Below are 26,592 nucleotides of genomic sequence, written 5' to 3'. Positions count from 1 at the left end.
CGCCTAGCACGTACATCTATCACTGCATAATTCGGTGAACGGTATAAACATCCTTCACACGTTTAATCCGTTCTACAACCGACTGCAGATGATCTGTATTGCGAATGAGTATGGTCATATGAATCATGGCCATCTTATTCTTATCCGATCTGCCTGTAACCGCTGAAATGTTCGTTTTGCTCTCAGATACAGCTTGAAGCACTTCATTCAGAAGTCCATTACGGTCATGACCAGTCACTTCGATGTCCACACTATAGTTCGCTTCGACGGAGGATTCCCAATCAACCTCGATCACGCGTGCTGCTTCTTCACCATCACCCGTAGCAGGTAAGTTGGCGCAATCAGAACGGTGCACCGAAACGCCGCGTCCTCTTGTGACATAACCTACAATGTCATCTCCCGGAACCGGGTTACAACATCTTGCAAAACGGACAAGTAAATTGTCTATGCCCTTCACGCAGACGCCATTCGTTGGACGACTCCGTTTCTCTGGAGGAGCCTTGATCTCCTTCATCTCGGATGTCAACTCAAGCAGGTTCGCTTCTTCCTGCTCCTTGCGAAGCTTCTCAGTCAATTTGGTACAAATCTGAGCTGCCGTAATTCCTGCGAACCCAATGGCGGAGAGCATATCCTCAATATCATTGAAGGCAAATTTCTTGGCAGCCTCAATCAACTTATCGTCACTCATCCAGTCGGATGGCTCCAGGCCAAGTCGCTTCAATTCACGCTCGAGCATATCTCGGCCTTTTTCAACGTTCTCTTCCCGCTTTTCTTTTTTGAACCACTGTTTGATCTTGCTTCTCGCATGTGACGATTGTGCAATTTTCAACCAGTCTTGGCTCGGCCCATAGGAATGCTTAGAAGTCAAAATTTCAATGATATCCCCTGTTTTGAGCTGGTGATCCAGCGGAACGATCCGTCCGTTCACCTTAGCCCCTATTGTCCGATTACCAACCTCAGTATGAATACGGTAAGCAAAATCAAGCGGAACCGATCCAGCCGGTAGCTCAATAACCTCACCTTTTGGTGTAAACACAAACACCAGATCCGAGAAAAAGTCCATTTTGAGTGATTCTACAAATTCCGATGCATCCTTCGCTTCATGTTGAAGTTCAAGAATTTCACGGAAGAAGGTCATTTTATTATCAAAGTCTCCTGCTCCAGAGCCTTCTTTATATGCCCAGTGAGCGGCAATACCGAATTCGGCTGTACGATGCATATCAACAGTTCGAATTTGAACCTCAGTAGGCTCACCGTTCGGACCAACTACCGTTGTATGAAGCGACTGATACATATTCGCTTTCGGCATTGCGATATAATCTTTGAACCTTCCTGGCATAGGCTTCCACAAGGTATGAATGATACCTAATGTAGCGTAACAATCCTTGATATTATCGACAATAATTCGAATCGCTAGTAAGTCATAGATTTCATTGAATTGTTTGTTTTTGACGGACATTTTGTTAAATACACTATAAATATGCTTCGGTCTACCAGACAATTCAGCTTGAATACCCATTTCGTCCAGCTTCTCTTGAATACGTTCAATAACGTTATCAATGAATTGCTCGCGCTCTGCACGTTTCTTATGCATCAGGTTAGCAATACGATAATATTGCTGAGGATTCAAATACCTGAGCGCAATATCCTCCATCTCCCATTTAATTGCTGAAATACCGAGACGGTGAGCAATAGGGCAGAAAATCTCCAGAGTTTCATGTGAAATACGACGCTGGCTTTCCTCAGACTGGTACTTTAGTGTACGCATATTATGAAGACGATCTGCCAGCTTTATAACGATCACGCGGATATCCCGAGCCATCGCGATGAACATTTTGCGGTAATTCTCGTTCTGTTGTTCTTCCTTAGAACCAAACTTAATACGTTCCAGCTTGGTTAATCCATCCACCAACATAGCGCAAGTATCACCGAACTTCTCGCGGATTTGCTCAAGAGAAACCGTTGTATCCTCAACGACATCATGCAATAGCGCAGCAATAATAGACAACGTGTCCATCTGCATATTGACTACGATGTCGGCTACCGCGAGCGGATGAAGAATATAAGGTTCTCCCGATTTCCGCACCTGCCCATGGTGGGCTTGCTCCGCAAATTCATAAGCTTCCTGAATACGGAGAAGATCGGGTTCTTTAATATAGGCGCTAGCCTTCTCGAGTAATCGCTCTATGCCCATTCTTAGTCCTTCTCTTCCCTTTCTATATAAAATAGAACCCGCCCTTTGTCAAAACGTGCAGGTTCCCTCATCGAATGTTTTCCTATTATTATGACGCTTACTACCGTTCACGTCAACACTGTAGACCTGGTAAATACGCTTAACATCAAGCTTTAACGATAATTCCACCCTTATTTCCCCATCAAGACTCTCCAAGTTCTTACAAGCCTGTATTTTTGCCGAATCCCCATAAAAAATGTTGTTGAAAAATCAATCAATTGTATTTAATCTATTAAAGATCGTAAAAGAACGGTAGCTATGTATAAAAGTCCTAGAGGAGTGAATTGTTTTGCAACGCGAAATTCAAGTAAATGAAAAGCTTCCATTTGGTCCCGGATTCTTGCTAAGCTTACAGCATTTGTTCGCCATGTTCGGAAGCACTGTCCTCGTGCCGAATTTATTTGGAGTCGATCCTGGCATGATCCTGCTCATGAACGGAATCGGTACACTGCTTTATATTTTGCTCTGTAAAGGGAAAATCCCAGCCTATCTTGGCTCAAGCTTCGCTTTTATCTCACCTGTACTTATCGTAATTAATAAGAATCCAGGTGAGAACTACGGGAAAGCACTGGGAGCCTTTATCGTAACAGGCATCATCTTCTGTATCGTTGCCCTGATCATTAAATATGCAGGTACCCGTTGGATTGATTTTGCATTTCCTCCGGCTGTCATGGGCGCAGTTATCGCAATGATCGGTCTAGAGATTGTACCGGTCGCAGCCAAGATGGCGGGCTTCATTCCTCCAAGCGATCCCAAAGAAGCCGCTAACTGGTCCATTGATCCAACTACGATTTCGATATCGATGATAACACTGGGTGTAACCGTTCTGGGTTCTATCTTGTTCCGTGGGTTTCCTAAAATCATTCATATTCTGATCGGTATCGTTACTGGTTATACTTTATCCTTCGTACTTGGTGTAGTAAATGTTGATAACATAAAAAATGCAAGTTTTCTATCCGCACCTCATATAACAACACCTGTGTTTGATTGGGCAGCTATCTTCACTATTATTCCGGTTGCTCTAGTCGTCATTGTGGAGCATATCGGTCATCTGCTCGTAACAAGTAACATCGTGGGTAAAGATCTTTCGAAAGACCCTGGTCTTCATCGCTCACTCCTTGGTAATGGAATCTCAACAATCCTGTCTGGATTTGTAGGCTCAACACCCAACACAACCTATGGCGAGAATATCGGCGTTATGGCACTGACAAAGGTATACTCTGTACGTGTCATTGGCGGAGCAGCTGTAATCGCCATCCTACTGTCCTTCTCAGGCACATTCTCTGCTGTCATTGCTAACATCCCAGATCCTGTTATGGGTGGAGTTTCACTACTTCTATTCGGTGTAATCGCCGCTTCTGGTCTTCGGATTTTTGTTGAACAGCGTGTGGACTTCTCGAAAGCAAGCAATATGCTTCTTGCTTCGCTTGTCTTGGTTGTCGGAGTCAGCGGAATTACACTCAAGATTGGTGACGTTGAACTGAAAGGAATGGCACTGGCTACGATCGTTGGTATGGTCCTAGCTATACTGTTCAGACTTTTCGAAATCTTAGGTCTCTCTAATGAAAAGACAGAAGAACCTACGGTTGATAAAATTACAGACTAATAACAGAAAAGGCCCGGCACCTAAATCATAGGTGCCGGGCCTTTTCGTTATTATTTCCCGGGAAAATCCGATAATATATGACGCTGCTTACTCGTAATGCATCAATGTAAATACATCAATTCCCTCTAATTTTTCACGACCATTAAGCTCATTCAGCTCAATCATAAATGCCGCTCCAACAACATTTCCTCCTAATTGTCGTACGAGATCAACAGAAGTAGCGATGGTTCCACCTGTTGCGAGCAGATCATCTGCGATCAGAACATTTTGACCTTTTTCAATCGCGTCGATATGCATTGCCAGTTTGTCTTTACCATACTCAAGATCATAACCAACTTCAATCGTTTCATAAGGCAGCTTACCGCTCTTACGAATTGGTGTGAAGCCAACGCCTAATGCGTAAGCTAACGGAGCTCCTACGACAAAACCACGTGCCTCAGGACCAGCGATAACGTCGATTTTAAGATGTTCAACCATCTTTTTCAATTCATTAATTGCATTCCGATACTCTTCACCATTCTTAAGCAATGTTGTGATGTCTTTGAAGCTAATCCCTGGTTGTGGAAAGTCCGGGATCACACGAATATAATCTTTAAAATCCAATAAAATCTCCTCCTAGGTCAGGTGACTGACGATTACGATGCACCTTTTGATCGGTTTATCATCCAATGGGTTAGTTGCGCGGTGTTTGCGTGCAGCAAATGCTGCTCCATTTCTGCTAACTCATTCAGCTCCCTGAAATGACAGGAAGCATCCAACGGTTTTTTGTCCGGTTTCGTTATAAAAGTAATCATTCCATTAGAGCGCTCAATAAATACCAATTCCTCGAATACATCGAGTACTTTTATTAACATTCGATGTGAAAGTGAAGATTGTCTATTCATCTGCGCGATAACTTCAGATTCGGACACTGGCTTTGAACCTAAACCGGCAAGCATAATATAGAGCTTTTTAAACTGATCCCGTGTCGGTATTTGCAGAGAGTTCTGCTTATTACGGAGCGGATGCAGTAAAAATATATTTGGCACGGAGTGAAACGTTGACAGTAATGTATCAAGCTGTCCTGCGCTCTCCGGTACGTCCAGCACAAACAACACTGAAATGGACTCACTGCCGCCCTCTTCTGCGACTGAATTCATCGGCAAAATGCCAGCATTCCTATCATATACCCAAAGGGATAAATCATTCAAATGACTTTTTATAGCATCTTTTGAATTTTGTGCGAATACAACTGCTGAGTGAACAGCGGAGCAATGAATATGAGGCTCCAGCACTTCTCTAAGCCGCTTTAACTCTTGAATCGGATCTTTCGAGCCACGGAAATCGAAAACCTGCTGATAGGGCACACTCATGTCTTGTATCATAAGCTGTGGTTTTCGATTTCCATTCCATTCATTTACCGATAATTCACCAAGCACATCCACCTTCGTTCCCTCAGGTAGGACATCGGCAAGATGACCTAATCCAAAGGCAACAGCCTCCAGTTGATGTCCACTCTGCTGAAAGCGTAGCTTTAGATGTTTATTCTCTTTGCCCATTTTACGAACATCTTTCACTTCCAGACCACGAAAGACTACCTTTGGAATCGGATTGGACATGCCAAAAGGTCCCAGCACCTCTAATTCATCAATGACTGGCAGTGGAACATCCGCAATACAGCATTCCAGATCTGCTTGGTACACCGGTATAAAATGTTCTTCGTTTAACACGCCATCCGCAAATGAACATAAACTATTCTCGAATTGTTCCAATTGACTAATATGAAGACTCATTCCTGCCGCTGCAGGGTGACCTCCAAAATGGTGCATAAGATCCTTACAAGAATGCAGCGCTTCATAAATATCGAAACCAGGTATAGAGCGAGCAGATCCTTTACACTCTCCAGTTTCGGCGTTAATCCCGAGTATAACCACAGGTCTATAAAATCTCTCTAATATTTTGGAAGCTACAATTCCGACGACACCCACATTCCAGCCCTCTCCAGCCAGTACAATGACTGATGGAAGCCTATCATACCCCCATCGACTTTGAATCATGTTCATCGATTCTTGAACGATTTGCTCTACGACCTGCTGTCGATTCTTGTTCAGAGCATCAAGTTCCCAAGCCAATCGTTCTGCTTCATCTTGAACTTCTGTCGTCAGAAGTGTCACTGCTCTGCCTGCATGATCGAGACGCCCGCTAGCATTAATTCGTGGGGCCATAGCGAACGCTACATTGAGAGCTGTAACCTGTTCTACATTCACTCCACCAACCTCTAAGAGAGCTCTAATTCCGGCATTCTTAGTCCGTCTCATGGAGTGCAGACCATTCTTCACCAGAACACGATTCTCGCCAGTCAAAGGCATTAGATCCGCGATCGTCCCAATAGCTACAATCTCAAGCCACTCTAGCGGAGGGTTCCCGACAAGCGCCTGTGCTAACTTATAGGCTACACCTACGCCTGCCAATCCCTTGAAAGGATATGGGCAAGCAGGTATTTTCGGATTAATAAGTGCATACGCGTCAGGAAGCTGTTCTGGAGGCTCATGATGATCCGTTACAATAACATCCATTCCTAACTCATTGGCGTACGCTATCTGTTCTACTGCACTAATTCCGGTATCTACAGTAATGACAAGGCTAACACCTTGTTGGTGAGCCCAATCTAACGCATGGTTGTGAAGTCCGTAGCCTTCATTGGAACGATGAGGAATATATATATCATAAGAGGCACCAAGGTAGCGCATCAGGTTGATCATCAGTGATGTACTGGATACACCATCAGCATCATAATCGCCATATATTAGAATATGCTCTTGCTCCTCTAATGCCTTCCGAATCCGAGGGACCGCTTCGTTCATACCGAGCATTAAAAATGGATCATGCGTCAGCTCAAACGCTCCGTTCAAGAACACTTCTCCATCCTGTGATGAAGTAATTCCTCTAGCAGCCATTAAAGATGCTATGAGAGGAGATATCGAAAGCTCACTTGCAAGCTTGCCGGACACCTCGGCATCTGGAGATAGCATTTGCCATTCATACTTGGAATATAGCACGAAATTTCACCTTTCTTTACATCGCAATACTGTTCTAACTGATCTTCATGAAACAATCACTGTGGTAGTGTTGGAAGATCGTTATCCACCAAATCATAATTTGATTTATATGGATAGCCCGGTTCGTATGGAACTACACTAACATTTGCATTAATTACGTGTACAAACCGGTGTAGTAGCAACTTTCGGATTCGATCCGCAATCTCATGGGCTTCCCATACGGTAATACGTGGATTAACGCTGACCTTCACGTCAATATTCACCTGACCCTGACGTATTTGGCCATACTCTTGCACCTTTATATCCTCAACAGTAATTACACCATGGACTCTCTGAATGGTATCCATGTAATCAGCATGATGCTCATGAAGAGGCTTCTCAGTGAATGTATTGTTTACGGAACTTGTGACTAGAATATAACCTTTTCGGAGCACAAGCAAGGATACTATAAGAGCTGCAATCGAATCCATATATAACAGAGTGTGGATCTCATAATATGAACCCACTCTGGATAGGAAAAGACCACTCAGAACAGTCAATGAAGAGTACAGTCCGAAACGGTGATTTTCAGAATGTGCCTTTAAGCGCTGATCACTTTTCTTCTTAGACTCACGATATTGATATTGGAAGACAATTTCGTTCACGCCTAGTGAAATCAGTACAGCTATAATTGCCTCCAAACCAGGAGCTTCTGGTGTTCTTGTTGAAAGATGCTTTACAGCTGAGACGGCGATTTGTAGTCCGCACACCAATATAACTACAGCAAATAAGATAGACATAAAAGGCGCAGCATGTTCTTCAGATAGTTTTTGCTTACGATCAGATAACTTCGGTCTCCCTAACCAGGGCAGACGGTCTGCAAGCAATGTAGCTGCATTCGAGGCGGAATGTAGCGCATCGCTCATAAGAGCCATACTTCCGAAAAAATACCCCACTACTCCTTTGCCTACAGCCACAGTAGAATCGCTTATGATACCAGACCAAACGGCTGTATCCGTATGAGACAATCGTTCGTTATTCACATGTGGCCCCCCTCAGCTATGCTCTATAACACATACGCCGGTAACTTAGAAAGCCGCGTCGCCTACGACGCGGCTTTCTACATGAATAGTTAAAAGACTACCTTACGCTCATTCTAAATGTCTGATTTAGACGGCTTCGGTGCTTTAGGCTTTGCAATATTTTTACCTTTCAGCAATAGCCACAGCGGGCTGGCAATAAAGATTGAAGAGTAAGCCCCGAACAGCAAACCAATTACGATAGCTAGTGAGAACATTCGTATTGATTCTCCACCCATAATTAACATAAAGAATGCTGCAATGAATACCGATAATGCGGTATACAATGAACGAGCAATGGTTTGAGACAAACTCTTATTAACTAGTTCCACTAGATCAGAATACTTTTTGATTTTTGAGAACCGCAGATTTTCACGGATACGGTCAAAGATAACGATGGTATCGTTAATGGAATAACCGATAATCGTTAAAATAGCGATAATAAACGTCAAGTTCACTTCCAAACGGAAGATAGAGAAAATACTAATGACCACAAATGCATCATGCAATAGTGCGATAATAGCCGCTATCGCAAAACGCCACTCGAATCGAATGCTGACATAAATAATAATTCCGACACATGACAGTAATACCGCATAAATCGCATTTTGTCCAAGCTCTTTAGCCATTTCAGGATCGACCGTATTCACTTCAAAGGAAGCGTCCTTGTCCAATTTCTGAATGCCTGCTTTTAAAGCTTGATCTTGAGGCTCCGTTAGCACCTGGCTAAAGCGAATATTCACTCGATCATTACCCGGCGTAATACTAGCCTCTTCTGCAATACCTGCTTCCTTCAGAATCGGCTCAAGCTGTTCTACTGTAAGTTGCTTCGATGTTGTAATATCCACGTTGGAACCTGAACGGAAATCAACACCATAGTTCAATCCGAGAGCAGCAAGACATATTGCGCCGACGATGGTCAGAATAATCGAGAACGTATAAAAGTACCGGCTGGCACCTACATAATCAAAGTTTTTAAAGCGCACGAATGTCACTCTCCTTTACCCCGAAATGCTTCGGTTTGCTAGCCCAACCCATCTTAACAAGCAAATTGAGCAAGAAACGGGAGAAGTACACGTTCGTGGCAATACTCACGATAATCTCCAAGATAAGGACAAGTGCAAATCCTTTAACAGCACCTGTACCGAACGCAAACATAACAGCGGCAACGATAATCGTTGTTACGTTAGAATCCATGATTGTGCGGAATGAGTTTTTACCACCCGCTTTAACGGAGGACGCAATACTCTTTCCACTTCGCATCTCTTCCCTGATACGTTCATAAGTAATAATGTTGGCGTCAACCGCCATCCCGATCCCCAAGATAAATGCCGCAATACCTGGCAATGTCAGTGTGAAATCGGCCAATACAAATATCAATATAAGCAACCATGTATGCACGATAAGTGCGAAGCTCGCAAGCAAGCCAGGAATACGATACATACCGATCATAAAGATTAGAATGGCTACAGAAGCAATTAATCCTGCCTGGAGCGTCTTAGTCAAAGATGCCATCCCTAAGGTTGCGCCTACGCTTTGAGAGTATTTCTCTGTCAGCTTCAGTGGTAGTGCCCCTAGATTAATCGTATCACGAATTTGCTTCGCTTCGTCAATCGAATAATTACCAGTAATCTGCGCACTACCATCCGTCAGAACAGCTCGTACCGTCGGAGCAGATAATAGTTCGTCATCCATAAAGATCGCAAGTTCTTGTCCAAGAAGACGCTCTGTAATTTCAGCGAAACGAGCTTTATCTCTTACTTTGATATCAATCATTGGCTGATTCAAGCTATCATAAGCAACAGAAGCTCCATTCTCTACGAAATCGTCTCCCCGAAGTTCAATCTTACAAAACTCTTCTCCCTCTTTACAGCCGTCATTGCTTCGGAACGTAAGGTTCGCTGGTTCTTTCATCGTCTTGCGGACCTCAGCCTCGTCGGTTACACCGGCGACCTTCAGACGAATACGGTTCGTCCCCTCCGGTGTTACCTCCGGTTCGGTCGTTCCCATTGCGTCTGCACGTTTTTGTAAACTTTTTGCGGTCTCCTGCAGGGCTTCTTTTGTCACCTGCTGGCCTTCTACCAATGGCTCGGCCTCATAAAGGATTTCAAAGCCGCCCTTAAGATCCAAACCTAAACGAACGTCTTTTACTAATCCCGGGCTCGTCACAACCATGATTCCGGTGACCACGAGTACGGTAACGATGAAACTGATGATTCTCTTCATGCCGTCCCTAGTTCCCCCTTCTATTTCTCAATATTCCTATTATAGCCATGCCTCAAAATCCAGTCAATTTATCATTAATTGTCGTTCTGATCAAAATAACTCAATTTCCCGAAAGAAAAGGGATCAACCTTCGTCAATCGAAAGGAGACCCCTTATATGCTGATATTGTCATATAATTCATCAAACTGGTAGCTTTCAACGATAATACGTCATTCACTAACTGATGAAGGGAAGGGATTCCCTGCTTCTCATACTTACTGCTTACGCATCTCCATACATCATCACTTGTCACATATTCGTAACCTACCATACGAAATTCTTCAGCTTTACTGGAGCAGATCATCTCAATTGTGACGATCAAATCTTCATCACTCATCGATTCCAATTCCATGTTCGCTCTCCTCCTCCTGTTACCTTAAAAGCATACATTCGACTACAAACACACCATTCCCTTCTTTTCGTACCACGGCCCTAGAAAAAAGTAAAGCATCATATGGGACATGTAGGGCATATCCATAAAGTAGGACAACAATCAACCTGCACATGTTACGGATTCTTTTGACCAGGGAGTGGGATGAGTATTGAACAAGCAGTCATTTATTAAAGGGACCATTATTCTATTAGCCGCCGGTATCATCAACCGGTTACTCGGATTCATACCACGGATTGCGTTACCACGGATTATTGGGCCGGAGGGTGTCGGTATTTATCAGCTTGGCTATCCGTTCTTTATTGTTCTTGTCACCATCATTACAGGGGGCATCCCTCTAGCCATTGCCAAAATGGTTGCAGAAGCAGAAGGTGCCGGCAATAGCGATTATGCCAAACGCATATTACGTACCAGCCTAACCCTAACGGTAACCCTCGGCAGTATATTTATGCTTTTGAGTCTCCTTCTTGCTCCATGGGTTACCAGTGTAATTCTTCCTGATCAGAGGGTCTATCAGACCTTTGTCAGCATGACACCAATGATGATCATCATAGCTGTGTCTGCTGTTTATCGTGGTTATTTTCAAGGTAAACAGAATATGGTTCCTTCTGCAGCATCATCGATCATAGAAACGATCGTTCGCATTGTGTGTATGCTCTGGTTTGCACACCTTCTGATGCCCAAGGGCCTTGCATATGGAGCGGCTGGAGCGATGCTTGGAACCGCAGTAGGAGAGTTAATCGGAATGTTTGTATTGCTCTGGCAGTATTCACGGAACGAACGTAGCAAACCAGGCACAATGAAAACACCTGAAACAAGTAACCAACAGCTTACGATTAGGCCTGAAGAAACAAATCCTTCAATGCATAGAAGTATTCTTAAGCGCCTGATGGGTATTGCCGTTCCCGTTACGGGAGGCAAAATGGTCGGTTCGATTTCATACTTAATGGAATCTATAATTACAGCCCGAAGCCTGGCTATCGCCGGGATTGCTACTTCGGTTGCAACAGCACAATACGGAGCCTTGCAAGGCATGGTTATCCCGCTACTACTCCTTCCAGGAGCGATTACAATGTCATTGGCTGTAGCGCTAGTCCCATCCCTCTCCGAAGCTGCTGCCAGAAAAGATCTTGTTATGATCCATAAACGTATGAATCAAGCACTACGTCTTGCTTTTGTAACTGGAGCACCTTTTGCCGTTATCATGTACATCTTAGCGGAACCGCTATGTCTTCTCCTTTATAACAATACCGAAATTGGCAGCATGCTTAAGATCATGGCTCCCTTTGCATTATTTCTTTATGTACAGGCACCGCTACAAGCTGCTCTTCAAGCATTAGATCGGCCTGGAAGAGCACTCATTAATACATTAATCGGTGCCTTAATAAAAATGAGCCTTATCTTATATTTATCCTCGAATCCTGCTTTCGGTATTAAAGGTGCGGTCATTGCAATCATTGTAAATAGCATTGCAGTAACGCTTCTTCACGGATACAGTGTCTCCCGTTTAATCGGATTCCGTTTCAAAATGATGGACTTTATCAAGACTGCAGCAGTAATGCTGATTATGGGGGCAGGGGTGTTATTTGGATATCAACATTTTCCGTTCATGACAATCCCTTGGCTTCAGTTTCTTTCAGCAGCTGGTGCGGGCGTAATTTTATATGTCATTGTTGTTTTTATGGCAAAACTTGTTACTCTTCGGGACTTGATTAGGGTACCTATAATCGGGAAATGGTTTAATCGTTAAGAAAGTAAACGCCCCTTACAAGGAGTCGTTGCGATCGACATACAACCTTCCCTTATGATCTATGGAGCATAAGAATACTTCTTTAAAATCTTTTGCACCCTTATTTTGAATTTCATTTTTCAACCAAAATCTCGTTTTATTGATAAGCTCCAGGTTCTCATCCTGCACCTTTCCATCCAAAATCAAAGGAATTGGCAGACCTTCATAGGTAATTTTGCTGTACGGAATCTCAATCCGATTGCTATCCTGTCCGGATCCTGATTTATCATTCGGGCGTTTGCCAGACGACTTTTTCGAAGGAGGTGAACTACTGTTTGAAGGATTTTCATCACTGGTAGCATCTGAAGCATCTTTAGGAATGACGGTCAGTTGACCTGATGTTTCAAGAATCGCAAATTCAACATCTGCCAAGCTTGCAATATCTTTACCCCTAAGCTGCTGCATCAGATCATCTAAATTATATCGCAGCTTACTCATTTCTTTACGATGTAACTTACCCTTAGAGATGAGAATACTGGGCCTGCCATCGGCGAGTAGACGTACTTTGCGGTTCTTTAATCCCCAGTAAGCAAGACCTACCTGAATCGTAACAAGCACGGCTATTGGAATCAGCCCATCATACAGAGGCTTACTTGTATCTTCGAGAACAAAAACAGCTATTTCTGCAATCATAATAGAGATTACCAAGTCAAAAATAGATAGTTTTCCGATCTCTCTCTTCCCCATAATCCGTAAAGTTATAAAGGTAATCCCGTACATTAAAATTGTCCGGAGAATAAGGAGTGTAATATGCGTTGTCAATTAATTTCCCTCCTAGTGGATTGGACATATTCAAGGTACTGGTATTCTGACCCCTGACTCGTCTTTCCATTCGGTAGTTCATAATTAATTAATGGTAATCATTTTAGGGGCTTGGCCATACAATGGTTATTAATTGTAGTTTAATAAAGGGGGTTTGATATATTGGAACCGATCAGGCGCGCTTTCTCCTTAAAAATCACAAGTCCTATTCTCTCAGGTTTATTGTATGCATTTATGTGGATGTTTCTCGGAGCTCTCGGGCTGTCTTTACTTCTGTGGGCAAGCAGTCTATCCGAGGATGATTTATCGATGTACACATTCCTTGTGCATGGAGTGTCTGCAGCATTTGGAGGTATTGTAAGCGGTAAGCGGGCAGGTAACAAAGGATGGTATTATGGGTGTATGACAGGTCTTTTATATGGCATCATGCTCATCCTCATCGGTTTTCTTGCTTTAGACAGCTCATTATCATTTAGTGATCTTACCCTAATTGCTGCCGTTTTAGTTGCTGGATCCATCGGTGGGATTTTTGGTGTAAATTTACGTAAATAAATTGTTAATTCTCTTCACTTAAACTGTGTTACACTGATAACATTGTTTATGATTAGGAAGAGGAGGCCTTTGTTTCATTGTTATATCAATCCATGAATACCATTGCGCTATTTACGACACTTAATGTGATCGTACTCTTGTGGGTTGGTACACTCCATAACCCATTCAAGGCACTATTCGCCCTTGTCAAAGAGCTTGTCACCACACCGCGCTTCTTCATTCTATTTGCTGCGATGGCAGGTATTCTTATGCTTAACAAGTACGAATTGCAATTTGAGCAAGAGTACTTTAATTATCATAAGGATTTCACACCCATGATATTCGGGTGGGAAGGCTCTTTTGTAAAACATCTGCAGGAGCTGTTCTACAGCCCGTGGATTACTCCGATTCTCGCTTATTTCTACTTACTCGTGTTTCAGGCTTTGATAATCGGATCAATAGGCGTATATTTAATTCAGCATAACAAAGCACATGTGTATGCCACTTGTTATGCAATTCTTATCAACTACGCCATGGCTATTCCTTTCTTCTTACTATTCCCAGTAAATGAAGCATGGTCCTATCAGCCAGCAGGAGTAACTTTCTATATGCTTGAGGTTTTTCCTGACTTTGAAAGTGTGTATCGCCCTCTATCCGGACTTAATAACTGTTTCCCAAGCCTTCATACCTCCTTGTCCGTTACGATGGCCATTCTTGCATTTCGATCCGGCAATAAACGTTGGGCAATCATTACAGGTGTAAGTGCTGCTCTTATTGTTTTCAGCATCTTTTACCTTGGGATTCACTGGTTGTCTGATATGATCGCAGGCTCCCTTCTTGGCATATTTGCCTCAACGCTGGGCATTTATCTAGGAAGACTCACCCATCAAAAGGCAAGAACTACATCTCTTTATAATAAGCTTACTAATTAAGACAAGTAGGGCATCTCACAAGATCTAAGATCTTATGGGATGCCCTTTCTTTTTGCCATATGCTCATACCTATATACATCGACACAAAAAACACCTTACTATATAAAAAAGAGCTGTCCCAAGTAAAAAATCTACTTGTAGGATAGCTCCTTTTTCATTACTCTCTACTACAACTCTTATACAAGCAAGAGTTATTTAGACACCTTAATTCGTGGTGCTGTGGCTAATTGAACTGCGATCGAATGTCAGTTTCGTGACATCATTCACTTTCAATACTACCACGTCATCAGTGATCTCTACAATCGTACCGTGAAGACCGCCAATCGTTACTACCTTATCACCTTTTTTCAAAGCGCTAAGCATAGCATTACGAGTCTTCTGCTTCTTCTGCTGTGGACGGATAAGCAGAAAATAGAAGATGACAAACATCAATACGAACGGCAGAACTAAACCTAGAATTCCACCGCCACCTGCTGGCTGTGCTGCTGCAATTTCAAACATATCTTTCCCCCCCTTCATGGACTTCCCATGATGGTTTTACAATTAAAAACCCTTTTCATTATCATGCAGGCCGTATTTTTCAAAAAACTCATCGCGGAAATCAAGCAGACGATCTTCCATGATGCTCTTCCGCACGTTGCGCATGAGATTAAGAAGGAAATGCAAGTTATGATTCGTTGTAAGTCGTAGACCAAACGTTTCATCACTCTTAATCAGATGACGCAAGTAAGCGCGTGAGTAGTGACGGCATGTGTAGCAATCACACTCTGGATCCAGCGGTCCAAAATCCCTGGCGTACTGAGCATTGCGAACGACAAGACGACCTTGACTGGTCATTGTCGTTCCGTTGCGAGCAATCCGCGTCGGAAGCACACAATCGAACATGTCCACACCCCGGATAGAGCCCTCCAAGAGTGCATCAGGCGAGCCGACCCCCATCAGGTAACGCGGTTTATTGTCCGGAAGCAAGGGTACCGTGTAATCCAGCACTTCGTACATAAGCTGCTTGGATTCTCCCACACTAAGTCCACCAATAGCATAACCCGGGAAATCCATGGAAGTCAAATCACGCGCGCTCTGGCGGCGCAGATCTTCATACATTCCTCCCTGAACGATAGCAAACAAGCCTTGATCATGTGGACGAGCATGGCTTTTTAAGCAGCGTTCCGCCCAGCGTGAAGTTCTTTCAGTAGACTTTTTAACATAATCATACTCGGCTGGGTATGGTGGACATTCATCAAATGCCATCATAATATCTGAACCGAGCGCATTTTGAATTTCCATGGCAACTTCTGGCGAGATAAACAATTTATCTCCGTTCAAATGGGAACGGAAGTTAACGCCCTCTTCCGTTATTTTTCTCATTTCTGCCAGACTAAATACCTGAAATCCGCCACTATCTGTCAAAATCGGACGATCCCAGTTCATAAACTTATGAAGTCCGCCTGCTTCTTTAATAATGTCATGACCAGGACGAAGGAATAAATGGTAGGTGTTGCTCAAAATAATTTGTGCATCCATTGCCTTTAGTTCCTCAGGACTCATCGTCTTGACGGTTGCCAACGTTCCAACGGGCATAAAAGTTGGTGTCTCGATAATACCGTGTGGTGTATGCACGCGACCGAGTCTTGCACCCGATTGCTTACATGTTTTGATATGTTCATAGGTGATAGCTGCTGCCATTTTGATTTAACCTCCGAATTAATAGATAAACATTGCATCGCCGAAGCTAAAGAATCGATATTCCTGCTTCACCGCTTCTTTATAAGCTGCAAGTATGTGATCTCTTCCTGCCAAGGCGCTTACGAGCATAACAAGGGTTGATTTAGGTAAATGGAAGTTCGTTATCAACGCATCCACCACTTTGAACTCATATCCCGGATACATAAAAATACTCGTCCAACCGCTACTTTCTTTCAATAGTCCGCCTTCACACTGACTACCTACAGTTTCTAAAGTTCTACAGGAGGTGGTACCGACCGCGACAACCCGTCCACCCCTACTTTTCGTCTCATTCAACAGATCCGCCGTTTCTTGAGACAACATATAGTATTCTTCGTGCATAACATGATCCTCTACCCGATCAACGGACATTGGACGAAACGTCCCAAGCCCCACATGAAGTGTTATAAAAGCGATATCCACACCACGCTCACGAATCTGATCAAGTAGCTCTTCTGTAAAATGCAATCCTGCAGTCGGTGCAGCGGCTGATCCTTCATGCTTCGCATACACGGTCTGGTACCGGTCGCGGTCATCCAGTTTCTCCTTAATATAAGGAGGTAATGGCATCTGTCCCAAGGAGTCCAGAATCTCCTGAAAGATTCCTTCATAGGACAATCTCAAGGTTCGTGCTCCCAACTCCCCTTCTTCTTCAATGACAGCACGGAGCTTGCCTTCACCAAATGTTATAACACTGCCCTTTTTTAGTCTTTTTCCCGGTTTAACGAGGGCTTCCCAACGGTCCCCCTCAAGATTCTTGAGTAGAAGTACTTCCGCCTTGGCCCCCGTGTCTTCTTTAGCACCAAACAGACGGGCTGGGATTACTTTGGTATCATTCAGTACCAGCGTATCGCCGGGACGTAGATGGTCTACAATATCACCAAACACTTGATGAGATATATCACCATTCTCTTTATTGACAGTGAGCAGTCGCGATGAACTGCGGTCAAGCAAAGGTGTTTGGGCAATCAATTGTTCAGGAAGCTCAAAATCATACAAGTCTACATTCATTGTGGTCAGTCCTTAAATATAGTTGAGTTGCGATAATAGTGTTGCAAAATAGCTTTATAATCATACCCTTCATCAGCCATTCCTTTGGCTCCCCACTGCGAAAGACCAAGTCCATGACCGTTACCCTTACCGGTAAATTTAAATCCGGCCGTCTTGTCGATCACTTTAGCCTTACCAGATGCACTCATCACAACTGATCCTGCACCTGAAGCGGTCTGTGTTCCGCTTGCAGATATAACAGAGACATTTTGACTACCCGAAAGGGTGGATACTTCACCGTTAGCGCTCAATACAGTATAACTTCCGGTTGGTTCAATATCAAACATCGTGCTCGGTAATCCATTAAAGGCCGAACGGAACATATCAGGGTATTTTACATCCAAACTTTGTCCATTGGCCTTCACTTGAATAGCTCTACCTGATGGACCCCTCTGCGTAACTTCCAGTGTATTAATGGAAGACGGAAGACTAGAGCTTGTTTTTCCCTTCAAAGATTGGAGCAACTGAGCAGAAGTAAAAGGCCCCCGTACCCATTCATAGCTGTTAGACTCGTTCACCTTATCCAAGATCACAGCTGTATCCCCAGGGTTCATCTGAGCTACCGGCTTTACAGCAGACTGAATGAGCGGAAGCGGTCTGATATTCGTGTCCTTCGCAGTCACCGTCATCATTGGCAGGCCGGCTACGGTGGTATTTCCGGTATCTTTTACATTATCTTCACGGGCATAACCCGTCACCCCATTAGGTAGAAGCACATAGTACCATTGTTTAAGAGAAGCTTGCGATGATTGATCTCCAGGACTCTCTACGGCTGCGAATAAATCATTAGCACTGTTCCACACCTCAGAAGGATCGGCCGTCATCCCTCCACTATTGGAAGAGAACACCGCTTCGACCAGCTTATTATTACTCATTAGCACTTCGCCTTTGGTAGCATCCACAGCTTGAGTAATACTCCCCTTCTCTGAACCTGTTCCGCTATAAGCCTGACTTAATACGGTATCTACCACATGAGCCACTTCGAATTTGTTTCCTTGAAATAAAGCATAGCTCCGTGCAGCAACAGCCTGGGCCTTCAATGCCTCAGTCCCCCATGAAGAGGGTACCTCCGCACCTACAACCGAATACAAATACTGCTCAAATGGAAGTTCATTGACTAGATAAAGCTGGCCATTCTTTGAACCGATCTCAATAGCCCCTCTATATGTACGATCTGAGCGCTCTTTCACTTGTATCCCTGCGCTGGAACCTTCCAACCATAGCTTGGACGTAGAACCTGCTAGCATGTAGTGAGTAGTCGGCTGCGCCTGAGTCAGATCAAGTCCAACATCCTGCTTAATGATCAGTCCTGCGGTGTCTTTACCTACTTCATTTAAAGAGACTCCACCAACAGCTTGAGCAGCCGCTTTCACTGCAGCCAAGTCCGCAGCATTTGCAGCTTCGCCGACCCATACAGCATACTTAGAGCCTGCCACAGTAGGCACAAGAACATTAACAGCATCTACACCCACATTCGCAAAAGTTTGCCGCACTTTCTCAGCGGCAGCTTGAGATTCAAATTGTCCTGCTGACAGGTACATAGAACCTTTTGCAATCGGAGTCTGACCGTTCAGATGAGCAGCAACCGTCTTGGCTGTTCTGACTGCAGCTTCCTTGGCAGCTTTCTCGGTAGCATACATACCTGAGTATAACTGGTACACACTACCCTCACTTGAAGTAGATAAGAAGAGTAGCGGCTTGTCTGATGTCGCTTGAAGTTTCTTCGCTGCCTCAGACGCAGTTTTCCAGTCCTTCGTTTCGAGTACTTTTACACGAAAAGAATCTATACTTAAGCGAACCTGCTCAGCTGCAGGAGTTGTAAAAACGCCTTGTGAACCCTCAGAAGTAATTAGTGAACCGTTTAGCACATCTACCGATTTAAGCGTTACAGCCGGCGTGGTAGACCTATATCTGCTCCCCAAATCTAGAAACATTGCAACCCTTATGGTATCTAATGAAGGGGCAGCCGCGTTAGCAGCCGGTGCTTGCCATACACTTCCAGCCACAACAACCGCCAACAGACCTTTGGCACACCATGAGCCAATACTTCGCTTCCATTCTTTTGTCATCGGATATGTCCTCCTGCGTTGTAAGAATGATGAAAAATTCATGTAGCCTGTTACACAACCAATGATGAACTATGAAACTATCGTCTATCTTCAGGAAACGGTAATCCTAGATGGTTGTAAGCGGCAGGAGTTACGATACGGCCCCTTGGTGTCCGCTGAAGAAAACCGATCTGAAGCAAATATGGTTCGTACACATCTTCAATTGTCTGACTTTCTTCTCCTATTGTAGCAGCAATCGTATCAAGGCCTACAGGACCACCTCGGAAACTCTGAATCATAGCATGAAGCATCTTATGATCCACTAAATCTAGCCCCATCGGATCCACCTGCAACATTTTCAGAGATTCCGCAGCAATATCCGGGGTAATCATTCCGTCACCACGCACCTGCGCATAGTCACGCACCCGTTTCAAAAGACGGTTGGCGATTCTCGGTGTCCCTCTTGATCGTAGTGCAATTTCATTTGCTGCCTCACCTAATATCTGAATACCAAAAATATCAGCTCCGCGGGATACGATATAACTAAGTTCATCCACCGTATAAAATTCTAATCGACTTACTACACCAAAACGATCCCGTAAAGGTGCAGATAGAAGCCCAGCCCTAGTCGTTGCACCTATTAACGTAAACGGTGGCAGGTCTAGCCTTACGGAGCGTGCACTTGGTCCCTTACCAATCATAATATCCAGCGCAAAATCCTCCATTGCAGGGTACAATACTTCCTCTACTGTACGATGGAGACGGTGGATTTCGTCAATGAAGAGCACATCACCCTCCTGAAGATTAGTCAAAAGAGCTGCCAAGTCACCAGGACGCTCTATAGCTGGCCCTGAGGTCGTTCGCAGGTTCACACCCATCTCATTTGCTATAATGTTTGCAAGGGTCGTTTTACCAAGCCCTGGCGGTCCATATAGGAGCACATGGTCTAGTGCTTCTTTACGCATTTTTGCAGCTTCAATATATATTTTAAGGTTTTCTTTAACCTGATTCTGTCCTATATATTCTGCTAGATAACGAGGACGCAGACTAAGCTCTGCTGCCTGATCCTCCATCATCAAGTTAGCCGTTATGATACGGTCATCCATATTCCATAACTCCTTTCAATAACCAAATCTTAGCCGGCAAATAGCAACTGTAGTGCCCGTTTCATAATAACATCCACGGATTCCCCTGCAGTTTTATCCTTAATCTTGAGCCATACCTTATCCAGCTCACTATCTGTATAACCGAGTGCCTTCAATCCCTCACGTGCTTCAGCCCATCCTGCGCTGTCATCTTGCTCCATATCATTAACCGCAAATAATCCAGTAGCGTAGGCAGCACTGCTGAAACCTTCGAGTTTGTCCTTCAGATCAAGAATCATGCGCTGCGCTGTCTTTTTACCAATTCCCGGAAGTTTAACAAGGAACGAAATGTTCTCTTGATAAATCGCTGTAACGACATGATCCGGTGAGCCACCGCCCAAAATGCCAAGCGCGACACGAGGGCCAATACCCGAAACCTCGATAAGCTTTCGGAATAGCATCTGTTCCTCTCTTGTCTGAAAACCAAACAGTAACATGGCATCCTCACGCACATGATGATGTGTAAATATCGTAACTGGTCCTTCAACCTTTGCAAAAGCATACGGATTCGGGCAAAAAACCCGGTATCCTACCCCCTGCACATCAAGAACTATATATTCATTCTCCATATGGACAAGCTGTCCTCGTAAAAAATCTATCATTTTCGAAGTACCTCATTTAACTTAGAATTAAGAGTATACGAATGGGCATGACAAATGGCAACAGCCAGTGCATCCGCCACATCGTCAGGCTTAGGAACACTTTGCAGCTTCAAGAACATTCTAACCATTTCCTGTACTTGTTTCTTCTCTGCTTTACCGTACCCTACAATTGCCTGTTTGACTTGCATGGGTGTATATTCGGCAATGGGTAACCCTTGCTGTACAGCAGCCAGGATAAGTACTCCACGTGCTTGTGAGACGGACATCGCTGTTGTCACATTTCGATTGAAAAACAACTTCTCAAAGGCAACAGCCTCCGGCTTATATTTATCGATTAACTGTACCATACCATCATAAACATGTTTCAGTCTTTCCTCATCCGGCGTGTGAGCTTCTGTCTGAATACTTCCATATTGAACTGGTGTTACTTTACTTCCCACTTTATCGACAAACCCAAAACCGACAATAGCGATTCCGGGGTCTATTCCCATAATCCGCAAACCTAATCTCTCCTCTTAAAGCGAACATATGTATCGTTCTACTCATTATAACAAAAGATTAGCATCAGTTGAGGAAAAACTTTAAACCATTCATTTCCCAAACTTTAGACCATGCCAAAAAGGAGACACCCAAGGTGCCTCCTTCGCTAAAGTCATATTTTCGACATATTCAATCCTTAGTAAGTAGCTGCTCTAGCTTCATTTAGTGAGCTTTCATTACATTTTCGGCCAAATCCCTTGCATAATCACTAAACGTCGACAGAACACTATTGTACTCTTCAATATCCTGAATACGTATGCCATCTTGAAGTTGCTTCAGTACATCCTTTGGCAAAGATGACTCCATCGATCCAATGTCTAACTGAAAAAAGGTTCTCAGTACCTTTTCTTCTTGTGGTGGCCCCTCGAACAATGTAAGGTTCCCGTTTGCATCTATGCTCATGTAAGCTTGTTCCTTACAAGTGGGAGATAGGTCATCTGTCACTGTTTCTTCGAGCCATACTTCACCGTTGTCGTCCATCTTTCCTTTCCAAGATGGGTTATTGTTCATAAGCGAATAGATAGTATCGGTATCAAGATCCCCGATAACCTGTTCCTCTTCACCACACACAAACGAGGTCACGAGATGAACCTTCATTTTTCCTTGAGCGTTATTAAGGTGCTGCATAAATACACGCTGCTCATCGGACTCTAGATCTCCACTGTTTTGTAAATAATTCAGCGTTTCTATGGCAATAGGTGATTCATCCGTCATCTGTGTTAACAGTTTTTTCATTTGATCAGGCAACGTCTGTCCTGCCCAGGCTAAACAACCAATGATCAAAAAGAGAGTAAAGGTCCAAATGGCCCGTTTCCACCGTTTCCATCTTTTCCTTAATTGTTTTTTCATTCGGAAAATACTCAAGTATATCCCCTTCTGTCTCATGTTTTTCATAGTTTGACCGATACACTATTTATTTATTCAAAATATCAACCCGTGATTTACTATTACTTTTTATAAAAAAGTGAAAAACACAAAAAGAATCCATAAACCAGAAATACTCTGATTCATGGATTCTTTATCAATCGGGACGACACGATTTGAACATGCGACCCCCTGGTCCCAAACCAGGTGCTCTACCAAGCTGAGCTACGTCCCGAAAAAAGAAAACAGTAATAAGATAATAGCATAAATTCAATAGATTTAAAAGAGTTTTTTAACAGCTAAGAAAGATTACTCCATTCTATGTAAACCAATGCTATATCACTAAAAAAGCCCTCAGGATCGATATCCTAAGAGGCTTTCCAGTATTCATACGATGCCGGTGAAGGGACTCGAACCCCCACGGTTTCCCTCACGATTTTGAGTCGCGCGCGTCTGCCAATTCCGCCACACCGGCTTAAAATAAAAACAACCTCTTTAACAGAGGATAAATCCACTTATAAAAATAAAATGGCGCGCCCTGAGAGATTCGAACTCCCGGCCTTTTGATTCGTAGTCAAACGCTCTATCCAGCTGAGCTAAGGGCGCAAATATGGAGCGGACGACGGGAATCGAACCCGCGACCCTCGCCTTGGCAAGGCGATGCTCTACCGCTGAGCCACGTCCGCAAAACATATATTCAGTTATTCATACTTAACAAAGATGGTGAGCCATGAAGGACTCGAACCTTCGACACCCTGATTAAAAGTCAGGTGCTCTACCAACTGAGCTAATGGCTCTCAATCAAAGATTAGAGAAATAATGGCGGAACTGACGGGATTCGAACCCGCGATCTCCTGCGTGACAGGCAGGCATGTTAGGCCTCTACACCACAGTTCCATACCTATGTAGATAATAATTGGTTGCGGGGACAGGATTTGAACCTGTGACCTTCGGGTTATGAGCCCGACGAGCTACCGAACTGCTCCACCCCGCGTCATTAAAAGGTGTTTATGGTGGAGGCTGAGGGGTTCGAACCCCCGACCCTCTGCTTGTAAGGCAGATGCTCTCCCAGCTGAGCTAAGCCTCCATAAATCTTGTTATTAATAAATAATGGTGACCCGTAGGGGATACTCTCACTCTGCTCGAGACTGCGAAGTATTCCTATCGATGTCTATGCTTCGACGAACCGTGGGATTCTCATCCCCTTGAAGCAATAAAATAAATGGTGACCCGTAGGGGATTCGAACCCCTGTTACCTCCGTGAAAGGGAGGTGTCTTAACCCCTTGACCAACGGGCCTTATATATAAATCCTAGCTGGCGGAGAGAGAGGGATTCGAACCCTCGAGACGCTTGTGGCGCCTACACGATTTCCAATCGTGCTCCTTCGGCCAGCTCGGACACCTCTCCATAATGGCTCCCCGAACAGGACTCGAACCTGTGACAACTCGATTAACAGTCGAGTGCTCTACCAACTGAGCTATCAGGGAATATGTACCGCTTGGCGACGTCCTACTCTCCCGGGACCCTTCGGTCCAAGTACCATCGGCGCTGGAAGGCTTAACGGTCGTGTTCGGGATGGGTACGTGTGGAACCCTTCCGCTATCGCCACCAAACGGTTCAAGTGTTTGATCACTTGAAAACTAGATACGAAACTTGAATTTGCGAATTATCATAGCTTACGAATTACATTCGTAAAGCTTGTAGGATAAGCCCTCGACCGATTAGTATTGGTCAGCTCCATGCATTGCTGCACTTCCACCTCCAACCTATCTACCTCGTCGTCTTCAAGGGGTCTTACTAATTGGGAAATCTCATCTTGAGGGGGGCTTCACGCTTAGATGCTTTCAGCGCTTATCCCGTCCATACGTAGCTACCCAGCCATGCTCCTGGCGGAACAACTGGTGCACCAGCGGTATGTCCATCCCGGTCCTCTCGTACTAAGGACAGCTCCTCTCAAATTTCCTACGCCCACGACAGATAGGGACCGAACTGTCTCACGACGTTCTGAACCCAGCTCGCGTACCGCTTTAATGGGCGAACAGCCCAACCCTTGGGACCTACTTCAGCCCCAGGATGCGATGAGCCGACATCGAGGTGCCAAACCTCCCCGTCGATGTGGACTCTTGGGGGAGATAAGCCTGTTATCCCCAGGGTAGCTTTTATCCGTTGAGCGATGGCCCTTCCATGCGGTACCACCGGATCACTAAGCCCGACTTTCGTCCCTGCTCGACTTGTAGGTCTCGCAGTCAAGCTCCCTTATGCCTTTGCACTCTTCGAATGATTTCCAACCATTCTGAGGGAACCTTGGGGCGCCTCCGTTACTCTTTAGGAGGCGACCGCCCCAGTCAAACTGCCCACCAGACACTGTCCCCGCACCGGTTCACGGTACTAGGTTAGAACCTAGATACGATCAGGGTGGTATCCCAACGGCGCCTCCACAGAAGCTTGCGCTCCTGTTTCTTAGGCTCCCACCTATCCTGTACAGATCGTACCCAAATCCAATATCAAGCTGCAGTAAAGCTCCATGGGGTCTTTCCGTCTTGTCGCGGGTAACCTGCATCTTCACAGGTATTAAAATTTCACCGGATCTCTCGTTGAGACAGCGCCCAAATCGTTACGCCATTCGTGCGGGTCAGAATTTACCTGACAAGGAATTTCGCTACCTTAGGACCGTTATAGTTACGGCCGCCGTTTACTGGGGCTTCGGTTCATAGCTTCGGATTGCTCCTAACCACTCCCCTTAACCTTCCAGCACCGGGCAGGCGTCAGCCCGTATACTTCGCCTTACGGCTTCGCACAGACCTGTGTTTTTGTTAAACAGTCGCTTGGGCCTTTTCACTGCGGCCCCCTCGTGCTATTCACACTACCGGGGCACCCCTTCTCCCGAAGTTACGGGGTCATTTTGCCGAGTTCCTTAACGAGAGTTCTTCCGCGCGCCTTAGAATTCTCTTCTCGCCTACCTGTGTCGGTTTGCGGTACGGGCACCTTCACCTGACTAGAGGCTTTTCTTGGCAGTGTGAGATCATGACCTTCGCTACTATAATTTTCACTCCCCATCACAGCCCAGCCTTAACGATGTGCGGATTTGCCTACACATCAGCCTCACTGCTTGGACGGACATCCATCAGTCCGCGTCACTACCCTCCTGCGTCACCCCATCGTTCATAACGGTTTACGGTGGTACAGGAATTTCAACCTGTTGTCCTTCGATTACGCCTTTCGGCCTCACCTTAGGTCCCGACTTACCCTGAGCGGACGAACCTTCCTCAGGAAACCTTGGGCTTTCGGCGGATCAGATTCTCACTGATCTTTTCGTTACTCATACCGGCATTCTCACTTGTATGCTGTCCAGCGCTCCTTACGGTACACCTTCAACCTACATACAACGCTCCCCTACCCCTGATACTAATGTATCAAGCCATAGCTTCGGTGGTGTGTTTAGCCCCGTTACATTTTCGGCGCAGAGTCACTCGACCAGTGAGCTATTACGCACTCTTTAAATGGTGGCTGCTTCTAAGCCAACATCCTGGTTGTCTGTGCAACTCCACATCCTTTCCCACTTAACACACACTTGGGGACCTTAGCTGATGGTCTGGGCTGTTTCCCTTTTGACAATGGATCTTAGCACTCACTGTCTGACTCCCGGATATAAGTCTATGGCATTCGGAGTTTGACTGAGCTTGGTAACCCTTGCGGGCCCCGCACCCAATCAGTGCTCTACCTCCACGACTCTAATTCCGAGGCTAGCCCTAAAGCTATTTCGGGGAGAACCAGCTATCTCCGAGTTCGATTGGAATTTCTCCGCTACCCCCACCTCATCCCCGCATTTTTCAACATACGTGGGTTCGGACCTCCAGTGCGTGTTACCGCACCTTCATCCTGGACAGGGGTAGATCACACGGTTTCGGGTCTACGTCCACATACTAATTCGCCCTATTCAGACTCGCTTTCGCTACGGCTACAGCTTCTCGCCTTAACCTTGCATGGGAACGTAACTCGCCGGTTCATTCTACAA

20 protein-coding genes, 11 tRNA genes and 2 rRNA genes (1 of these 33 only partly in view) are annotated in these 26,592 nt (G+C 44.8%); 4 read left to right on the top strand and 29 right to left on the bottom strand.

Translation table 11 applies throughout. The annotated features are described in order from the left end of the window. Nucleotides 1-19 precede the first annotated feature (19 nt). On the bottom strand, nucleotides 20-2,194 hold the full coding sequence (locus ACK8P5_RS06795) for a RelA/SpoT family protein (RefSeq protein ID WP_422660200.1): 2,175 nt from the start codon (nucleotides 2,192-2,194) through the stop codon (nucleotides 20-22). Nucleotides 2,195-2,522: 328 nt separating this feature from the next. Here ACK8P5_RS06795 and uraA point away from each other — a divergent pair, with 328 nt between their 5' ends. After that, nucleotides 2,523-3,839, top strand: coding sequence for a uracil permease (gene uraA / locus ACK8P5_RS06790; protein WP_422660199.1), 1,317 nt, complete (start codon nucleotides 2,523-2,525; stop codon nucleotides 3,837-3,839). An 87-nt stretch (nucleotides 3,840-3,926) separates the two neighbouring features. Here uraA and ACK8P5_RS06785 read toward each other — a convergent pair whose 3' ends face one another. The 6 genes from ACK8P5_RS06785 to ACK8P5_RS06760 all read right to left on the bottom strand — a co-directional run bounded on the left by ACK8P5_RS06785 (nucleotide 3,927) and on the right by ACK8P5_RS06760 (nucleotide 10,552). Then, nucleotides 3,927-4,442: an adenine phosphoribosyltransferase gene (locus ACK8P5_RS06785; protein ID WP_422660198.1), complete on the bottom strand. Its 516-nt coding sequence runs from the start codon at nucleotides 4,440-4,442 to the stop codon at nucleotides 3,927-3,929. 32 nt (nucleotides 4,443-4,474) lie between these two features. Beyond that, nucleotides 4,475-6,877 (bottom strand): single-stranded-DNA-specific exonuclease RecJ, encoded by a 2,403-nt coding sequence (gene recJ, locus ACK8P5_RS06780; protein WP_422660197.1) that lies wholly within the window; start codon nucleotides 6,875-6,877, stop codon nucleotides 4,475-4,477. A gap of 56 nt (nucleotides 6,878-6,933) precedes the next feature. Further along, the gene (locus ACK8P5_RS06775; protein ID WP_422660196.1) at nucleotides 6,934-7,899 is read right to left on the bottom strand and encodes a cation diffusion facilitator family transporter; all 966 of its coding nucleotides are present in this window, start codon (nucleotides 7,897-7,899) and stop codon (nucleotides 6,934-6,936) included. A gap of 113 nt (nucleotides 7,900-8,012) precedes the next feature. Continuing rightward, nucleotides 8,013-8,921 carry a protein translocase subunit SecF gene (gene secF, locus ACK8P5_RS06770; RefSeq protein WP_422660195.1) on the bottom strand — a complete coding sequence of 303 codons (909 nt, stop codon included), beginning with the start codon at nucleotides 8,919-8,921 and terminating at the stop codon, nucleotides 8,013-8,015. Next, nucleotides 8,911-10,161, bottom strand: a complete 1,251-nt coding sequence (secD, locus tag ACK8P5_RS06765; RefSeq protein WP_422660194.1) for a protein translocase subunit SecD — start codon at nucleotides 10,159-10,161, stop codon at nucleotides 8,911-8,913. The genes secF and secD overlap by 11 nt, the downstream gene beginning before the upstream one ends. Nucleotides 10,162-10,294: 133 nt before the next feature. Further along, entirely contained in the window at nucleotides 10,295-10,552 is a 258-nt protein-coding gene (locus ACK8P5_RS06760; RefSeq protein ID WP_422660193.1) for a post-transcriptional regulator, read from the bottom strand. A 190-nt stretch (nucleotides 10,553-10,742) separates the two neighbouring features. On the opposite strand from ACK8P5_RS06760, the gene spoVB reads away from it, so the two are divergent. Further along, the gene (gene spoVB, locus ACK8P5_RS06755; protein WP_422660192.1) at nucleotides 10,743-12,341 is read left to right on the top strand and encodes a stage V sporulation protein B; all 1,599 of its coding nucleotides are present in this window, start codon (nucleotides 10,743-10,745) and stop codon (nucleotides 12,339-12,341) included. Nucleotides 12,342-12,356: 15 nt separating this feature from the next. Here spoVB and ACK8P5_RS06750 read toward each other — a convergent pair whose 3' ends face one another. Further along, nucleotides 12,357-13,100, bottom strand: coding sequence for a YetF domain-containing protein (locus tag ACK8P5_RS06750; RefSeq protein WP_422661396.1), 744 nt, complete (start codon nucleotides 13,098-13,100; stop codon nucleotides 12,357-12,359). 204 nt (nucleotides 13,101-13,304) lie between these two features. Between ACK8P5_RS06750 and ACK8P5_RS06745 the strand changes: the two genes are divergently transcribed. After that, nucleotides 13,305-13,694 carry a TIGR04086 family membrane protein gene (locus tag ACK8P5_RS06745; RefSeq protein ID WP_422660191.1) on the top strand — a complete coding sequence of 130 codons (390 nt, stop codon included), beginning with the start codon at nucleotides 13,305-13,307 and terminating at the stop codon, nucleotides 13,692-13,694. Between the two features lie 77 nt (nucleotides 13,695-13,771). Then, on the top strand, nucleotides 13,772-14,605 hold the full coding sequence (locus ACK8P5_RS06740; protein ID WP_422660190.1) for a phosphatase PAP2 family protein: 834 nt from the start codon (nucleotides 13,772-13,774) through the stop codon (nucleotides 14,603-14,605). 204 nt (nucleotides 14,606-14,809) lie between these two features. Here the strand turns inward: ACK8P5_RS06740 and yajC are convergent, their stop codons facing one another. From yajC to ACK8P5_RS06635, 21 genes are all read right to left on the bottom strand, one after another. Then, complete coding sequence (gene yajC / locus ACK8P5_RS06735; RefSeq protein ID WP_422660189.1) at nucleotides 14,810-15,106, bottom strand: preprotein translocase subunit YajC; 297 nt, start codon at nucleotides 15,104-15,106, stop codon at nucleotides 14,810-14,812. A 42-nt stretch (nucleotides 15,107-15,148) separates the two neighbouring features. Further along, nucleotides 15,149-16,288: a tRNA guanosine(34) transglycosylase Tgt gene (gene tgt, locus ACK8P5_RS06730; protein ID WP_422660188.1), complete on the bottom strand. Its 1,140-nt coding sequence runs from the start codon at nucleotides 16,286-16,288 to the stop codon at nucleotides 15,149-15,151. An 18-nt stretch (nucleotides 16,289-16,306) separates the two neighbouring features. Continuing rightward, a complete protein-coding gene (gene queA, locus ACK8P5_RS06725) occupies nucleotides 16,307-17,338 on the bottom strand; it encodes a tRNA preQ1(34) S-adenosylmethionine ribosyltransferase-isomerase QueA (protein WP_422660187.1) in 1,032 nt (343 codons plus the stop codon). Between the two features lie 5 nt (nucleotides 17,339-17,343). Continuing rightward, on the bottom strand, nucleotides 17,344-19,446 hold the full coding sequence (locus ACK8P5_RS06720) for a SpoIID/LytB domain-containing protein (RefSeq protein WP_422660186.1): 2,103 nt from the start codon (nucleotides 19,444-19,446) through the stop codon (nucleotides 17,344-17,346). 77 nt (nucleotides 19,447-19,523) lie between these two features. Further along, nucleotides 19,524-20,531: a Holliday junction branch migration DNA helicase RuvB gene (ruvB, locus tag ACK8P5_RS06715; RefSeq protein WP_422660185.1), complete on the bottom strand. Its 1,008-nt coding sequence runs from the start codon at nucleotides 20,529-20,531 to the stop codon at nucleotides 19,524-19,526. A gap of 29 nt (nucleotides 20,532-20,560) precedes the next feature. After that, the gene (ruvA, locus tag ACK8P5_RS06710) at nucleotides 20,561-21,172 is read right to left on the bottom strand and encodes a Holliday junction branch migration protein RuvA (protein ID WP_422660184.1); all 612 of its coding nucleotides are present in this window, start codon (nucleotides 21,170-21,172) and stop codon (nucleotides 20,561-20,563) included. Beyond that, nucleotides 21,169-21,672 (bottom strand): crossover junction endodeoxyribonuclease RuvC, encoded by a 504-nt coding sequence (ruvC, locus tag ACK8P5_RS06705; RefSeq protein ID WP_422660183.1) that lies wholly within the window; start codon nucleotides 21,670-21,672, stop codon nucleotides 21,169-21,171. Before ruvC ends, ruvA begins: the two co-directional genes overlap by 4 nt. Nucleotides 21,673-21,874: 202 nt before the next feature. Next, nucleotides 21,875-22,561, bottom strand: a complete 687-nt coding sequence (locus tag ACK8P5_RS06700) for a BofC C-terminal domain-containing protein (protein ID WP_422660182.1) — start codon at nucleotides 22,559-22,561, stop codon at nucleotides 21,875-21,877. A 176-nt stretch (nucleotides 22,562-22,737) separates the two neighbouring features. Continuing rightward, nucleotides 22,738-22,811: transfer RNA gene (locus tag ACK8P5_RS06695), tRNA-Pro, on the bottom strand. A 160-nt stretch (nucleotides 22,812-22,971) separates the two neighbouring features. Beyond that, nucleotides 22,972-23,051 (bottom strand) — tRNA-Leu (locus ACK8P5_RS06690). A gap of 54 nt (nucleotides 23,052-23,105) precedes the next feature. Continuing rightward, a tRNA-Arg gene (locus ACK8P5_RS06685) sits at nucleotides 23,106-23,182 on the bottom strand. A 5-nt stretch (nucleotides 23,183-23,187) separates the two neighbouring features. Then, a tRNA-Gly gene (locus ACK8P5_RS06680) sits at nucleotides 23,188-23,262 on the bottom strand. Between the two features lie 35 nt (nucleotides 23,263-23,297). After that, nucleotides 23,298-23,373: transfer RNA gene (locus ACK8P5_RS06675), tRNA-Lys, on the bottom strand. Nucleotides 23,374-23,396: 23 nt separating this feature from the next. Beyond that, a tRNA-Asp gene (locus ACK8P5_RS06670) sits at nucleotides 23,397-23,473 on the bottom strand. 20 nt (nucleotides 23,474-23,493) lie between these two features. Beyond that, nucleotides 23,494-23,570 (bottom strand) — tRNA-Met (locus tag ACK8P5_RS06665). Nucleotides 23,571-23,587: 17 nt separating this feature from the next. Next, nucleotides 23,588-23,663 (bottom strand) — tRNA-Val (locus ACK8P5_RS06660). 136 nt (nucleotides 23,664-23,799) lie between these two features. Continuing rightward, nucleotides 23,800-23,874, bottom strand: a tRNA-Glu gene (locus tag ACK8P5_RS06655). Between the two features lie 18 nt (nucleotides 23,875-23,892). After that, nucleotides 23,893-23,984 (bottom strand) — tRNA-Ser (locus ACK8P5_RS06650). Between the two features lie 4 nt (nucleotides 23,985-23,988). Then, nucleotides 23,989-24,064: transfer RNA gene (locus tag ACK8P5_RS06645), tRNA-Asn, on the bottom strand. A gap of 9 nt (nucleotides 24,065-24,073) precedes the next feature. Beyond that, a 5S ribosomal RNA gene (gene rrf / locus ACK8P5_RS06640) occupies nucleotides 24,074-24,190 on the bottom strand. A gap of 88 nt (nucleotides 24,191-24,278) precedes the next feature. After that, nucleotides 24,279-26,592, bottom strand: a 23S ribosomal RNA gene (locus ACK8P5_RS06635); it runs 613 nt beyond the window's last position.

The organism is Paenibacillus sp. EC2-1 (assembly GCF_049311625.1).
Classification (GTDB): Bacteria; Bacillota; Bacilli; order Paenibacillales; family Paenibacillaceae; genus Paenibacillus_AQ.
The sequence above is the reverse complement of the archived record's forward strand: the minus strand, read 5'-3'. Positions and strand labels throughout refer to the sequence as shown.